The sequence below is a fragment of the Nitratireductor sp. GZWM139 genome (assembly GCF_030068685.1).
GTDB lineage: Bacteria > Pseudomonadota > Alphaproteobacteria > Rhizobiales > Rhizobiaceae > Nitratireductor > Nitratireductor aquimarinus.
In genome coordinates this window covers 1-14,685 of record NZ_JAMQML010000024.1, presented here as the reverse complement: position 1 = coordinate 14,685, position 14,685 = coordinate 1, and the positions used below count along the sequence as shown (strand labels likewise).

The window sequence follows — 14,685 nt, the reverse complement described above, 5'->3', positions numbered from 1 at the left end:
CCGAAATCGTTTCAGGCGATACTAATGCTAACGACGTGCTGGACGCCAGCCCGCCGCGATTGCCTCTTCACGCGAGCAAAACCATCGCTCGCCCTTGTTTTCGGAAATTTTCGTCTTCGCGTAATCACGCTGACCAGGGACATGGAAGATACGACGTCCCTTGGAGTTGATGTTACCCTTGATCGAGCATTCCCCACTTCCCTGGACCTGCCCTGGTGCTGGTCTTAAGGTCGCATTCGTGGAACTGCGCTTGCCCCGTCGCCAATCCCAAGGGGCGTCAAATGCTCCCTGCCACACCCCAAGTTTGTATTTGCGCGCATATTCTTGATGAGAAGCATATTTGCCGCGGCTATATCTGGGCCAATCCAGAGCGTGGCCATTTGAGACCATCCACTCCTGAACGCTCTCTCCATTATTGAGGTAACAGTCCCCGACAAAACGATCATACTGATCCAGTGTGACAAACTGGCATACCGTAGGAGAAGATGACCTCAGAAGCCGGTCAAGAGCCTTCGCGGAGGCCGCACCGCATCGATACAGCTTCCCACCCTTTTCATGGCAGCGCTGGTCGCTTTCAGGTGCGTCGATTCCATTGAAGCGAATTCGGCTTCCGTGGATCTCAATCGTGTCACCGTCGATGACAGAAGCGCGCCCCTGAATCGCGCCGTCCGAATGCGCCACTGCCAATGGAAGTGTTAGAACCAGCATCAGACACGCAACGAATGCACCTACTTGAGCATTCACGCTTGTCATTGAACCGCGAAACCGTTCCACCTTGGTGTTTGTGCGCAATTTCAGAAAAAGCAAATTTCATTCGTCCCGAAATATCTTTCGAGGAGCGATACCACCAAGAAAGCTCCCCTCAACCCACCTAGTACATATAAATTATCATCCCCACTTAGCTGATCCAATTTTATTGTTAATTTATGATTTAACTTTGGTCCATCGGAAACAATCACATTCTAACTGGCTTGAAAAATGAACTTTAGGACTCTGCTTTCTGTTTCATTGCGGATGTTCTCTGGTCCCCGCAAACTGGACCACCCGATGGGGGCACGCCACCTGACAGACCATTTTTCGTTCTCATTCCGCTCCTTTTATACGCGTCAAAAAAGAGAATATTTCAGAAATATTGCAAGAACCAAGCGACAAAATCTTAAAACAAGCTACATCTATGCAACTACATATTGTCGCAGCCAGGGGACCACTTCTTGCAGATCGTGAAAACTTCGCCCATCTCGATGCTGATCAACGACACGGTCGAGCTTCCTTCGTGCGGAACGCATGAATAATTTGAGTCCGTGTCAGCAAAAGTCACTTCGACAGCTCCGATCGGGAAGCCATCGACGTCGTCATCGGCATAGATTTCTTCTTCCGGATCTAGCACACCAGCTTCGCGCATTCTGATGACGTCTTTGCCGATTTGATGTTGTAGACACTCTATCACGTTTCCAAAATTTCCGCGCCAGAAATCGTTTGTCAGCTCACTATATTTAACAGGTTCTGCTACTGCGAATGACGTCGATGCGATCAAGAAAACTGCTGCAAATCTCATGTACCCTCTCCCCATTTTTCAACTCGATTTCATTCGTAGAAATGCCGCAAGTCAACTTGCAAATGCGTTCTTCCCGAGATTAGATAATCTCCTTTAAGGGAGGGGTTTATCATGCGTTTTGCTGGAAATATCATCTGGTTTTTGCTCGGAGGCGCTGTCATCGCAGTCATCTGGCTTGTCGGCGCTGTCATCTTTGCTGTTTCGATCATCGGCTTGCCTCTTTCAAGAGCAGCAATTGAGATGGCGAAGCTCTCAGCATGGCCATTCGGAAAGGATGTCGTCCATGTCCGTGACCTGGATGCGAGAGAACTGTCAGCTGTAACAGCGACAACTGGAACAATCGGATTCATCGCGAATGTGTTGTGGGCCTGCAGCTTCGGTATAATCCTGTTTATTTCCTACCTGATTGCAGGCGTCCTGAACTGCCTGACGATCATCGGTATTCCTTTTGGGATCCAGTCGTTCAAGCTTGCAGGCATTTCATTTTGGCCAGTAGGCCGCCGCGTCGTCTCAGTAGAGCTTGCTCGTGCGGCTCGTGAAGCCAACGCGCAGGATCAGTTGGCACGACTGCGCAAGACGTGATGATCGAAAATACTGCGCGCCGACGGTTTCCTCGGCGCGCAGATTAGATTTCTCTCATGCAGCCATCGAATAGTCTGGTACCCCCATTTCGCGGTCTCCCATTGCTCTAAATCGGCCGTCCGCGTCATACATAGCAGCATTCTCACGCCGTGCGCGTATATGATAATATGCGCATGAGCCCACGTTGTCAGGCCGCGATTGTATCCCCGATCTAGCGCCCCAGAGACGCCCGCAACATAGAATCCCTCCACAATTTTGGGAGAATGCGTGTGCCCAGAGCACGTTTTCACACCCATTCGGCGGTATTGCGCGGGACTGCCGCGACTACCACTTGTACTGAGGTCGCCGTGAAGTCCACACTCGATGTCGTCAACGTCACGCGGAGATGAACCAGCTTGAACGAGTATGCCAAATTGAGTCTCATGGTGACATCGAAGCCGTCAATTCACTTCCCGCGCTCACCGTCGAAGAGAGCCATCGCGCAGCGAATGGCGCTATGAAGTACATTCGGGAGCGTGACAAGAAGCACTACGCTGTGATGCTACGGATTGTGAAAACTGCGGACGCCACTTGAAACTCCGCCGTAGTTTGCCACTCCGATCTCGGACCGGTCATCCGCCATGCTTGGCTGAAACGTCAGCCAAAGGCCGTGAGCAATGAAGGTTGGTGTTCAACTAGGTGCTAATCCGCTGCATCGCCGCATGCCCGGTTTGAGCCCAAAGTGCCAAGTGCTGCTGACCTAATGGAATGTCGGACGGAAACGAGACCAGAGGCATGGAGGCACCGCAATAACAACAAGAGGGCTGAAGACTTTTGATAGCTTAGAATGGAGGCAATCGACTCGTTACAAAGGGAAAGATGCATGAATTCCCAATGAATCCCTAAAGATCAAACAGAGTCATCTGACGCCCTTCCAGTTCGGCGATTATACGTCCCTTTGTCTTGGAGCTTCGGAACAACTGATAATGTGCAGTGCTTTTCACATTTGCGCATGCCTTGGCCACCAGCGCCAAGGCCTCCAGCACGAGCTTTCGTGCCTCTTCACCGATGGGCAACGGGGCATTCTTCTGCGTCAAGATCAGATGGGCCGCATACAATACGAACCAGTGGCCGTAAATGAGATATTGGTGCTCGCCTGTCGGCGCTTCAATCACATCTCGTTGCCGGGCAACATAGGCGTCGCGCATCTCCTCAATCAATCGATAGAGTTCGACCAGTCGGCATAAGTCATCGATACTGTGATGCTCGTGAAAGATCACATTGAAACGCTCCCCGAAAATTGTATCGGAATCTGCTTTCGCCCGATCAGGTTCACTCAATTCATATGAAAGCAGTATCTGGCCCAGCTTCAGAGCATCAACACGCTTCTTAGGGTCACGGTCGGCGTGCATGTTCCGTTTGCGCTCGAAAAAATAGCCGCTGTCGTGAAAAGCGATCTCAAGTTTTTTCAGAACAGAGTGGTTGGCCCTAAGGTCGCGAGCCTGGATGCGCGCCTGGCTATTGGTCGCGACGGCGACCCTCTCGGTTATGTCGCTTCGTGCCGTAGCGTAAACGCGGACCATCAACACAACGTTCTCGAACGCTTCAGGTGACTTCTTGTAGGCTTCGAGGAGAGAGTGCGAGGTTTGAGCGCCGTTTACGATTTGGAAGTCCTCAATCCGGATTACGGGGTTCGAGTGCCCCTTGTTAAAAGCGTAATCCTTGCAGGTGATCGTAATGCCGTTGTTCAGATACCAAAACAAATGGCTGTCATCTGAGACTGCCGTTTGGATGATGTTGCTGTTGTATCCGCCATTCGCCCCGAGGAAGATTCTCAGGTTCTCGTCGAACAAATGCCGTTTGATTGACTTCTTATCGGAGGTTTGGATCATTTCGACAAAGGATCGTGCGTCAACAGACGCTATAACGCCGCGGATATCGCCATCGGTTCGTTCGAATGCTTCTTTCCCGATTACTTGAAGGCAACCAATCTCGCGTTCCCGGCCGGTTGCCCCGATGTCACGCATAATCTCGACCGGACCGTAGACCTCGTAGTCAACGCTGGGCATAGAATTCAGCGTGCTGTCGAAAATTGATTTGGCAGAAGGGGTCAATCCCTTGCCGTTACTGCAGAAAACGACGCGATAGAGGCAAATGACACCGTCTTTATGGAGTTGCCAAACTCGCGCCACGGCTTCAGTCAGCTGTAGATTTCCGGTTTTTAGGAGCCGATCTTCCCTGTCGAAAAGCCCATGAAGGAAGGCTCCGACTTTTAGGACCTCCCCGTCATTGATCGTTCTATCGGTTGATGCCAATGAAGTTCGGTGTTTCGATTGGAAAATGAAGACTTCCGCTCGGTCCTCGCGCTCGAGGATTTCTATCGCATCCACACCGAGATCGTTACCCCCGTCCACGATCATTTCCGGATAGTCTGACGACCTGTCCGGGAAATGCTGCTCCAGCACGAGGTAAAGAAAAGCAAGCGATGGCTTTTGAATCCCGTAGCGAGCCAATGCCTTAGATACTCTTGCTTCGACGATATCCCATTCGATTGGTGAAACTGCAGGCATGTATCTAACTCGATTGAACGTGATCTGGATTTACACACCTTGCTGGAAGATTGCACAAGACCAATACGACTCACGAATTTCGTTGAATCCCGCCACCTTTATCCACTTCATAGGATAGCCGAAAACAATGTTGTTCAGTTGGTGGTCCCAAACATGGCATTCACGAACCGATCCTTCTCGGTCATCTGTTCGGCGGAGCTACCTCGGATGAAGATCAAGGTTCGCCACGCATCTCGCCCGCTTACGACAATTGTCACCTCTACAGTGGCATCTGAAGCTCGTGTTGAAATCCCCGTCGCTCGTACTCCCAGCATGCCTTGCACCTGCACTGGTTGCCACTCGGTGTCTATAGTTACCTCTGACACTACCGCATCCCTGATGGCGTTAGCATATGTCATGTTATCAATCTTATCTGAGGGGAGTGTTTCATGGCCAAAGATTGCCTCAGAAAGCAACTCGCTTGCGACGAAATAGAATGCAGTTCCACTGCCGGCCTCGATGGGCTGAGGCTGCCAAGATTTACCGATTGTCGCTGACTTGCCCGTCACGGGACTGACCCATGTCTGCGTGGCCGTAAGATTGCTTGCCGCTCTCCTATCCTCTGTCCGCAAAATGGTGTTGCCGATGAGAAGGACGGCGACCAATGTTACGGCTATGCTCAGGCGCATTTTGCCAGGGGTCGCGACGACTGATGGATTACCCTCATCGTAGCTGGCTGGACGGCCAGACGCTAGCCGCCGGTACTGAGCAATCTGGGTGAAGAGGGCGACAAGCGGAATGCCCATTCCGAGGCCCGCTATCCAAACCTTAAACTCCCTCGTGAAGTAGAACCAGAAGCGACTGCTTCCTGGCGGAACCGGGACCTGCACACCGACAATGGCCTTGCCCGGAGTGCTACCGAGCAACGTCATGCTGACTCCAAGCAATAAGGCCACTAGAGGCATGATCATGAGGCTGAACAGCAGTTCGTGCATACCTACAAGTTTTACATAAATGTCCGGAGCGTACACGGCTGACCAGAGGCCAATTCCGAACCCCAGTAGTGGTACGAATAACAGGTTGTCGAAGAGCCTAGCCCAGAACCGCGGCCAGGGTCGCGAGGTAAGGACAACGCCAGATGCCGTTGCAACAGGCTGAAAAGCGGGCTGCGGAAAGCTGACGGGGGTGGCCGGTGGTGGGAGGGGAGGTGGTGTTACGAAGAGGTCCGCGAAGTCGGGATGCTCGCCCGCAACATGCCAATTCAACATACCGTTGCGCCAGACATACGCCTTAGGGGCGATCTTTCCACTTTGGATCAGGCCGCAGATTTCTTCTTCGGTGACAGGTCCCTTACATTCCTGTCCTATCGTGTAGTACCAAATTGCCATGCTACCTACGCCCCCTGCCCGTGAAAGGTTTAACAAGGGCGGACGAACCCGTAAAGTTGCATAGTGGGGGCATCGAGGTGCAATTACGATGGCAATTCCCTGTCACTGGCAACTTTGATCTATTCGTTCACGAAGTAGTATCCGTCGATCTTCTTCTCCCTGACGGCATCGAACATATTGCTCCGTGCAATGTGGGCCTCGAAATCTGGGTCCCGTTTCCAAGGTTGATCAATTAAGCAGGCTTTCTGGATCTCGGACGTTTTTGCCAGTTCTATCGAGAAATATACGGTGAAAAGCCATCCCACACCCGCCGACGCTGCGCTGCGCGCTAAGGAACTGGACCTGTTTTGGTTTGAGTTTTCAAGGAAGTGGACGGTCAGAAACGGCCCAAAGCCGCCCTTCGCGTCAGGTGTAGCGGATGGCCGGAGGCAGTCCATTGACGCCCTCGTTTCCGTTTGGGCACCGCAGAGCGACTTCTGCAAAGCTGACCTTGATGCGAAGCGCAGTATCCCTCTATCACTTGAATTAATAGAGGCTTCCGCAGGTCTTCTAAAAATGAAATGCTAAGAACCGTTAGGAGCTTGGAGTGGTTAGTGCCAATTCAATCTACAATCTAGCCCATATTTTGGACGCGCGAGGCTATTCCTGAATGATCCGGCTCGGCCCCTTTCCCACTCCCGAGATAGCGGATGACCCCTATGTGGGCGCGTCCCGGCGTGAGCTTCGGGAGTATCTCCGCCGTCCGAAGCAAGAACGAGCGCAGCGCCGTGCCCAGATAGACGAGGCCTTCTATTTCTGGGAGCCAGTCCAATCAGCGGTTCGGGAGAGGTGCTTCGACAAATGCGTCTTCTGCGAACGCTCGTCACAGGACATCGAGACAGTAATAGAAACCTTCAGGCCGCTGCGTGATGCAGGGAACGGAATCGGCGGCTCAGAGCAGGACCACTATGTTTGGCTTGCCTACGAACTCGAAAATCTTGTTCTGGTCTGCATCGAGTGCTCGAGCCGTAAGCGCACTGAGTTCCCAGTCATCGGGGAACGTGCGCCTTACCTAACGCCGATGTCCGAGATCGATGGTCGCGAAAAGCCCCTCATCGTAAACCCTTATCGCGGCAATGCCGAACGACATTTCCTCTTTCTCGCCGACGGGCGATGCGAAGGTGTTACCAAGGAGGGGCGGTTTACGTCCTGGCTTCTCAGCCTTAACGAAAGCAGGCTCCTCGGAGCCCGGGCGGATGAGATGGACACTCTGCTGGGGCACCTTCGTGCCAGCATTGAAAACGATGGAAGAGGTGTAGCAGCATATCTCGACTCACGAGCGCGCTTCGCTGGTGCTCGGATCGGAGTGGCCCGAAGGCTGTTCGATAGTGTTGAAATTGGTGGGATGCGCATTCAAGGCCGCTCGTCGAGCTTCGTTCAGCAGCTTGTTTCAGCTCTTGCTGACGCCGACTCAACTGATCAGACCAGACTCCTACGTCGCATGGACACGCTGGTCGAAGAGGATCAGGCAAGACGTTCGGATCAATCGGACGCCTCAGCGGACGACATGCCGGTCGATCTGGTGTCCCAAACCTTGCGCGAATATCGCCCCGAACCTCGCCGCACTGGAGGTGTGGAGCAAATTCGTATCAGTAACTTCAAGGGCATCCACCGGCTGCATATCGGCCTGAGCCGCTTGAGAAAGCGATCGAAGAGCACGCCGTGTCTTATGTTGCTCGGTGAGAACGCCGTAGGCAAGACAAGTGTCTTGCAGGCAATCGCGTTGGCTTTGATCGGCACGCGACATGCCAAGAAGCTCGTGCGTGATCAGTCGGATTTTCTCCGGGCCGAAGTCGGGGGGCGCTGGGACCAATTAAGTCCCACCGACGCGATAGTAGAAGCAGACCTCCGCTTTGGTGGAGAGGCTCAGTTTCACCTCGATGCGAACGCACAACGGATCGACGGACCGCCGAACTCCGCCTGCGTGGTACTGGGATATGGTCCGCGTCGATATTTCGATCCACGCCGGACCGCCCGCCCAAGCTCCGACCACGTCAGGGTGCGCACGCTTTTTGATCCCACCGCAGCCCTCCCGTATGCAGGAGCGTGGCTGGACCAACTCGACGATCGACAGTTCAACGAGGTTGCAAAGATGATGCGGATAGTCCTGTCGCTAGGCGACGAGGACGAGGTGGTCCGGGACCTGGACGATCGCATCTGTGTTTCGCTGGGCGGTGAAACGATCCCGATCGAACGGCTCAGCGAAGGTTATCGCTCCGTTTTCGCGCTCGTTGCCGACGTGGCCCGCGAATTGCTCCGCGACTTCCGGTCGCTCGAAGACGCAGAGGCCGTAGTCCTCATCGACGAGATCGATACTCACCTGCATCCGAGATGGAAGATGCGAGTTATGTCTTCACTTCGACTGGCACTGCCAGGTGTTCAGTTCATTGTCACGACCCATGATCCTCTCTGCCTCCGAGGAATGGACGATGGCGAGGTAGTTGTACTTCAACGGGACGAAGAGGGGCGAATTGTCCAGCTCGATGATCTTCCAAGCATTAAGGGGATGCGTGCGGACCAGCTCCTTACTTCAGATTATTTCGGTCTATCGAGCACGGTTGATCCAGAGACCGAGCTTGGCGTGGCACGATACGTGCATCGGATAGGGGAACTTCCTTCAGACAGCGTAGAGGAGGCAGACAGGCTTGTCCGGCAACTTGCTTTGGGTGATGGCGCACTCGAGCAGGTCGTCCAGACCGCGCTATTGCGGTTCCTTCGCGAGCGAGAGAGGCCAAAGGGCGCATTGCGTCCAAACGTAAGGTTAGAAGCCGTCCAAGCTGTTATCGACGCGCTGGAAAGCGACAGACCCGTTTCCGGCGGAAAGGCTGGGGGATCATGATTTTCGTGGAGCGAAGCGCAGAGGAGCCAGCTTCTCTATCTTCCGCCGCGACAGTCCAGCAGCAGCAGGATGCAGCGAACTATTATGCGACTTGGTCACCAGGCGATGCCGGCTTCGGAGGCTTTGACCGCTACAAGCAAAACGACATCAAGGTCGAACTCAAGCGACTCTTCCACCAAAAGTGTGCCTATTGCGAGAAGAAGCTGGAGAAGGGCTTCTTCGAAGTCGAGCACTATCGGCCGAAGTCGGCGGCGCTCGGCAATTCGTATCCCGGATATTGGTGGCTAGCTCTTAAGTGGAACAACCTGCTTCCGACCTGCCCAGGCTGCAACAAAGGCCTCAGGCAGCACATCGTAACCGCTGAGATGACCGTCACTGAAGTCGAGGCGCTACAGGCGGCAGCACCGACAACAGTTCATGGAAAGGCCGTGCAGTTTCCAGTGGGCGGCCCTCGGCTCTTGGCGAATGAAGACAATCACGACGCCGAAGAGCCCTTCATAATTGATCCGACGCGGATAGACCCATGCCCGGAATTGCATTGGAGAAATGATGCCACATACAGCGTGCTGGAACCTTCGGTAGGGAATAGCGGTCCTAGCATACGTGGTTCAGAAACGATCCGCTGTCTTGCTCTCAACCGTATCGATCTCGTCCAAGCTCGAACTGCTAAACTATCGTTTCTCAAGGCGACTCGCGAGCGCATCATGCACGACCTCGAAACCGGATTAGCAACAAGCAGCGACCCCGCGATGCTGGCTCTCCACCTTCAATACGCGATGAGGGGCGTAGATAGCTTGAAGCTTCATGCTGAGCCCGACCAGCCATTCTCGGCTATGGCCCAGGCCTTTGTCGATGACTTCGCCGACGAATTGCGCGAATACATTGCAACGAGAGCGGCGGTCGTGGAGGCCTGACCGTCAATGCATGATGGTCCGAGCTGGAAGCTGTCCATGAGCGGCTGCGCGAGAGAATGCCTCCTAAGGCCCAATCTCGCTCTACTTCCATGCTTGGTCGCTCTGAATTTGCGAAGGGCGCTTCTTTGCGCTTTGCCCTAGGTGGAGCGTCTGCCGCCAACTTCCACTTCTGGGCTGTCGGCCACCCGGTGGACTGCAGTTTGCAAAGGCTGCTTCCTGCGCACACCTGCCGTTCGTCCTAGACGCAGCGAAGGACGGCTTCCCGCCCTTCTTTCGTATTACTTCGCAGATGTGGCGTAAACCGAGCACGTGCAGCGAACGGCAGGAAGGTCCGCATTGCAGCCGTCTGGTTGCCGGTCGTCTTCGCAGATGCAACGAATGGCTGCTTCGGTGGGTTGCCGCGCAGCGCCGCATCAGCAGGTGAACAACCAGGATGCGGGCAAAAGCGGAACAGCGACTTACTCGACCAGCTTCACTGAGGAGTTCCCAACCTGTCCATCACCGATCAAGCAACGAGATCGGCATTCATAAAGAACAGTGTCTGGAGGACGTTTTTCACGTTGCAGGGACATTCTTCACGAACCAGTTTCTACACCAAGCGGTGCCCCCGAACGCATGCACCGCCCAACGGCTACACAGGGCAGAATCCAAGCGAAAACGTTCAGTTGTTTTCTAATGGCCCGCCAGCCACCAGAAACGCATTGGCTACCTTTGTGTCGGGGACCCGGATCAGTCGGATGCTGAACTCTCGCTCCCCATCAACTATCGTATGCGGACCACTAGATGCGATAGCTTCCAGAAATTCATCAAAATTGCTTCGCACCTCATCAGCAGACCAAGAAGAGGCTGTTTTTCCTTCACCAGCGGTAAGTTTGCCTTTGACCATGAGAAATCCTTCAAGGCATTAAAATGTTGGGGACGTATTTTGCATGAAATTTGATAATTTTGCATCTATCACAAAGAGAAAGTCGAACGGTCCCAACGCCCCCCTGTCCCACAGAGAATCAATCAAACCATGATCGTCCAAGCCAAGCCAGAGTTGTGTTGGTCGGGAGAGAAGCGGCGACCATCTCACGCAGAGCCTGCTTCGACAGGCGCACCAATTTTGCTTGGCCGCAGTCAGTAAACGGAACGGATAAAAATGCGGACATTTGCGATCGGGGATGTACACGGCCGAGCTGATTTACTGGATGCGCTGTTAGCAAAAATCGCGATCGGTGACTCGCCAAACGCCAGGATCGTATTCTTAGGCGACATCATTGATCGCGGACCAGAAAGCCGCAGAGCGATGGACCTAGTAGCTGAAACACTAAACAGCAGCAAAAATTCACGGCTCATCTTGGGAAATCACGAAGAATTCCTGCTACGCTTTATCAATCAAATCGGCGACGCAGAAAAACTGCTTTGGGCTTGGATGCGTGGCGGTGGCTTACCAACTCTAGAATCCTACGGAATCTCACACGGTACGAGTATCCAGCAGGCGCGTGAGAAGTTCCTTCGTGAACACCCCCTTCACGTAGAGATCATCAGAAGCGCGGTCTCATTTATTGAAACCGAACGATTCCATTTGGTTCATGCAGGTGTTGATCCGAGTGTCCCGCTTCCACACCAAGACGCGCGAAAAACCAGATGGATCAGGGAAGAGTTCCTAGATTACGCTGAGAGCTTTTCGAAGATAATTGTGCACGGCCATACCCCGACCCCTTCTGGGCTTCCAGAGGTCCTGAGCAACAGAATTGCACTTGATACCGCCGCATATCGATCAAACCGTCTCTGCTGCGCAATACTGGATGATCTTCATCCTGTTACATTCCTAATAGCGGAAGGGCACGCCCACAGCATCCACGTTCAAAGCAGCACTCACCGTGGGTAATGTAGCACTGGCTTCTTAACCGCCTTAAAACCTACGCTGAGTTGAGGCTTCATGTCATTTCTTGCTATTGCAGGACGGCTCGCATGCGGAACCTTGAGGGCACAGATCAAGGGCGAACGAGCGCTTAGTGTTGTAGTAGGCAGGGCACCGCCAGCTCAGAGTGGAGTGCGTTCCGGAGACCTACACGGTGAGCAGCGTCCTGCTCACATATTTCCCGGAGACTTTCAATCAAGGTGCTATCCAGACATCGTCGGCGGTCGTCTTTCGAGTTTCGCAGCCCGTCTTAGTGGGCCCGTGATACTAGCCGATCAGATAAAATACCCCTCCACCTCGATCTGCACTCACTATCGCGGGTTACCCGTGATCGGCGACCATCCCCGTCAGGCCATGACGCACCTTGTCTCCGCCCCCCTCTGAATAGAAAAGATTCAGATTGTTCGAAAACACTGCCTCACTGCGCGACCGCCCGTTTTCTTAACCTCTAACGTTCACAAAAGCTCGCCGAAGTAAGAAAGCCCGTACGAGGCGAAGCAGCATGTACATCCTTGACACCTGCGTTCTCAGCAACCTGAGATTAAAATTCCCGGATCAAAACATCACAGAGTGGATATCTCAGGAAGAAGAGGCTCTTGCACTTACACCTGCATCGGTGTTCGAAATCCAACGCGGAATTACACTAATCCAAGAATCTGTCCCTCAAAAAGCCCGCGAACTGGAAGAGTGGCTGGATGATTTGCTCGCACAGGGCCTCCCATATCTTGAGATGAACGAGAAAGTGGCGCGGCTGCACGCCTGTATGACCTGTACACCGGCGCTAAAAAACCTCTGGCTCAACGGTCCAAACACCAAGTCTCCCAGCTTGAAGCAGGACCTGGTGATCGCAGCTACAGCCATCGTGTATGGCGCGACGATCGCGACCATGAACACCAAAGACTTCCTGTGCATCCATAACCACTACCAACTGCCAGGTCTCTACAACCCACAAAAACGGCAATGGTCGATCCATCCGCTGTACTCAGAATCGAAGAAGACGCGACCTGAAGGGAGGCAAGGATTCTGGGAACAGAAAACGCCTAAACTCGGCCCGTAGCTCTGGAGTCACCGCAAATCACGGTGGACGACAACACCCAAATGCTCCCCCAACATTGCGGCTTACGTGGATGGCCCCGCGCATGGTTCCCGCCTGGCCAGCAGCCCGCTCTCGTTAAAAGTCAGTTGACACGCCGCAGATTGTTCTCTATTTGTTCCAAAATGAACACTAGACACACCATACGCCTCATACGCTGACCTCATGTCGATGCCGCCCCTGCGGCGTTCATGTTCATGTTTGCGTATGGAGTGCAGTGTGACTGATCAACACTTTCCCAATGTACATGTAGACTCAAGCTCCGGGCTTCTCACTGTTCGAGCCGAAGCGGCTAAATGGTCATTCCAACCAAGTGGCACCATGCGTTGCATCGGAACGCCGTTGTTTCGGAATCTTTCGGCTCGACATCTGGGCTGCCTCCTGGATGTTGACAACGAAGTCGCTTCCTGGACTTGCCTGCCTATTGCGCTGAAGAACGGGGCAAACCTACACGTTCCCGACTTTCTGGTGCAGAAGAGCGGCGAGCTATTCGTCGTTGACGCCCTACTGGAGAATAGCGCTCGTCCTGAGCCGTGGATTGCTCAGGCGGCAGCAGCCAATGGCTACGAATACGCGGCCATGCATGCCTCTGAGTTCTGCACTGGCTTCCGCCTTCAGAACGCAATGGATCTTCTTCGCTATGCCCGATGGCAATGCCCCCTCGGGGATCGCATTCGCCTGCTAGCGGCGCTGGAAGAACATGCGAGCCTTTCTGTTTCAGATTGCTTTACCGCATTCCAAGAGACGCAGCCTGCAGCCGGCCTCTCATCCCTGATCCTCAATCGTTTTGTCGAAGCGGACCTCGATGAAGCGCTGATAGGGCCGGAGACATCCGTCAGACGCTGGCGTGGCTGACAACAAATTTTCCCTGACGAAGACCGATGCTGGGCCCCGCCCTGATGCAGTATCTGGAGTCAATCCATGAGCCGTAGACGTAAACACAAGTCTCCGAAACAATTCGCGAGCGCGGCCAGTTTTCTGGCCTTCTGCTCAATCATTCACTCAGTACGAAACGCACACATTTACCAGGGCGACGAACCGAAAGTCGTGGTTTTATGCGTTCCGGATTCCCAAGATTTCAGCTTCTACCGAGAAGTTCTGGAAGACGCTTTTCAAGGCTGGCAACCCAATGCCCAGCACATCGTCCCAGATGTCTGGACCGTGGGACTCAAAGCCACCCATGACAAAGACAGACAACGCAACCGGCTAATCAACACATTGGTTGAGAACGAAAAGGTCGTTCTTGTCGCAGAATCTTCAGACGCGCTTCCCAACGGGATCGACGGTCTAGTCGATGCCGTAGTTCAGATCCAGAAGCCGACAGTTCGTCACATTCAAGCTGCAGCAAGAGCCTTTCTCGGTCAGCAAATCTCAGACACAGATGCCGAACGCGCTGCGTTGGCCCCGCTATCAATTGTAGCCGTCACGTGGCGAAGGGGACGAAGCGTTGGCACAGTGATTGATGCCATTAAGCTGGCGACCGAAAGTCCAAGCCAGCCCAAGCAAGGTCCGACGTTGGATGACCTACACGGCATGGGTGAGGCAAGCACTTGGGGCCAAGAGTTAGCAAAAGATATCAATGATTGGCGAGCGAGAAAAATCCCATGGGACGATGTGGACCGCGGCGCGCTGATTAGCGGCCCTCCAGGATGCGGCAAGACCACGTACGCACAAGCATTGGCACGAACCTGCAACGCCCACTTCGTGTCTGGATCACTCGCGCAATGGCAGGCCCGAGGTCATCTGGGCGACCTCTTGAAAGCGATGCGCAGCGCATTTGCAGAGGCCACAAGAAATGCTGCGGATTTCAGAATTACCGGACAGCGATTACGCTAATTCGC

General features: G+C 53.7%; 12 protein-coding genes. 7 read left to right on the top strand and 5 right to left on the bottom strand.

The annotated features are described in order from the left end of the window. Positions 1-27 precede the first annotated feature (27 nt). Entirely contained in the window at positions 28-807 is a 780-nt protein-coding gene (locus tag NDI72_RS20720; protein WP_283801663.1) for a thermonuclease family protein, read from the bottom strand. A gap of 373 nt (positions 808-1,180) precedes the next feature. After that, positions 1,181-1,555: a hypothetical protein gene (locus tag NDI72_RS20715; RefSeq protein WP_283801662.1), complete on the bottom strand. Its 375-nt coding sequence runs from the start codon at positions 1,553-1,555 to the stop codon at positions 1,181-1,183. Between the two features lie 111 nt (positions 1,556-1,666). On the opposite strand from NDI72_RS20715, the gene NDI72_RS20710 reads away from it, so the two are divergent. Next, positions 1,667-2,137 (top strand): YccF domain-containing protein, encoded by a 471-nt coding sequence (locus NDI72_RS20710; protein WP_283801661.1) that lies wholly within the window; start codon positions 1,667-1,669, stop codon positions 2,135-2,137. Positions 2,138-3,018: 881 nt separating this feature from the next. Here the strand turns inward: NDI72_RS20710 and NDI72_RS20705 are convergent. Both NDI72_RS20705 and NDI72_RS20700 read right to left on the bottom strand, forming a co-directional pair. Then, entirely contained in the window at positions 3,019-4,686 is a 1,668-nt protein-coding gene (locus NDI72_RS20705) for an AIPR family protein (protein WP_283801660.1), read from the bottom strand. 134 nt (positions 4,687-4,820) lie between these two features. Continuing rightward, positions 4,821-6,053 (bottom strand): RDD family protein, encoded by a 1,233-nt coding sequence (locus tag NDI72_RS20700; RefSeq protein ID WP_283801659.1) that lies wholly within the window; start codon positions 6,051-6,053, stop codon positions 4,821-4,823. Between the two features lie 649 nt (positions 6,054-6,702). Here NDI72_RS20700 and NDI72_RS20695 point away from each other — a divergent pair. After that, positions 6,703-8,931, top strand: coding sequence for an AAA family ATPase (locus NDI72_RS20695; protein WP_283801658.1), 2,229 nt, complete (start codon positions 6,703-6,705; stop codon positions 8,929-8,931). Continuing rightward, a complete protein-coding gene (locus tag NDI72_RS20690; protein WP_283801657.1) occupies positions 8,928-9,845 on the top strand; it encodes an HNH endonuclease family protein in 918 nt (305 codons plus the stop codon). Before NDI72_RS20695 ends, NDI72_RS20690 begins: the two co-directional genes overlap by 4 nt. Positions 9,846-10,506: 661 nt before the next feature. Here the strand turns inward: NDI72_RS20690 and NDI72_RS20685 are convergent. After that, positions 10,507-10,731 carry a hypothetical protein gene (locus NDI72_RS20685; RefSeq protein WP_283801656.1) on the bottom strand — a complete coding sequence of 75 codons (225 nt, stop codon included), beginning with the start codon at positions 10,729-10,731 and terminating at the stop codon, positions 10,507-10,509. Positions 10,732-10,986: 255 nt separating this feature from the next. Here NDI72_RS20685 and NDI72_RS20680 point away from each other — a divergent pair, with 255 nt between their 5' ends. From NDI72_RS20680 to NDI72_RS20665, 4 genes are all read left to right on the top strand, one after another. Next, positions 10,987-11,718 carry a metallophosphoesterase gene (locus tag NDI72_RS20680; protein ID WP_283801655.1) on the top strand — a complete coding sequence of 244 codons (732 nt, stop codon included), beginning with the start codon at positions 10,987-10,989 and terminating at the stop codon, positions 11,716-11,718. A gap of 535 nt (positions 11,719-12,253) precedes the next feature. After that, a complete protein-coding gene (locus NDI72_RS20675; RefSeq protein WP_283801654.1) occupies positions 12,254-12,808 on the top strand; it encodes a PIN domain-containing protein in 555 nt (184 codons plus the stop codon). 255 nt (positions 12,809-13,063) lie between these two features. Beyond that, positions 13,064-13,699 carry a hypothetical protein gene (locus NDI72_RS20670; protein ID WP_283801653.1) on the top strand — a complete coding sequence of 212 codons (636 nt, stop codon included), beginning with the start codon at positions 13,064-13,066 and terminating at the stop codon, positions 13,697-13,699. Between the two features lie 66 nt (positions 13,700-13,765). Further along, entirely contained in the window at positions 13,766-14,680 is a 915-nt protein-coding gene (locus NDI72_RS20665; protein WP_283801652.1) for an AAA family ATPase, read from the top strand. The last annotated feature ends 5 nt before the right edge of the window (positions 14,681-14,685 follow it).

What these genes read in the sequence shown, in the direction of transcription:
- NDI72_RS20665 (WP_283801652.1), top strand. Translation starts at nt 13,766, where the DNA reads ATGAGCCGTAGACGTAAACACAAGTCTCCGAAACAATTCGCGAGCGCG.
- NDI72_RS20715 (WP_283801662.1), bottom strand. Translation starts at nt 1,555, where the DNA reads ATGAGATTTGCAGCAGTTTTCTTGATCGCATCGACGTCATTCGCAGTA.
- NDI72_RS20710 (WP_283801661.1), top strand. Translation starts at nt 1,667, where the DNA reads ATGCGTTTTGCTGGAAATATCATCTGGTTTTTGCTCGGAGGCGCTGTC.
- NDI72_RS20695 (WP_283801658.1), top strand. Translation starts at nt 6,703, where the DNA reads ATGATCCGGCTCGGCCCCTTTCCCACTCCCGAGATAGCGGATGACCCC.
- NDI72_RS20685 (WP_283801656.1), bottom strand. Translation starts at nt 10,731, where the DNA reads ATGGTCAAAGGCAAACTTACCGCTGGTGAAGGAAAAACAGCCTCTTCT.
- NDI72_RS20680 (WP_283801655.1), top strand. Translation starts at nt 10,987, where the DNA reads ATGCGGACATTTGCGATCGGGGATGTACACGGCCGAGCTGATTTACTG.
- NDI72_RS20690 (WP_283801657.1), top strand. Translation starts at nt 8,928, where the DNA reads ATGATTTTCGTGGAGCGAAGCGCAGAGGAGCCAGCTTCTCTATCTTCC.
- NDI72_RS20705 (WP_283801660.1), bottom strand. Translation starts at nt 4,686, where the DNA reads ATGCCTGCAGTTTCACCAATCGAATGGGATATCGTCGAAGCAAGAGTA.
- NDI72_RS20675 (WP_283801654.1), top strand. Translation starts at nt 12,254, where the DNA reads ATGTACATCCTTGACACCTGCGTTCTCAGCAACCTGAGATTAAAATTC.
- NDI72_RS20700 (WP_283801659.1), bottom strand. Translation starts at nt 6,053, where the DNA reads ATGGCAATTTGGTACTACACGATAGGACAGGAATGTAAGGGACCTGTC.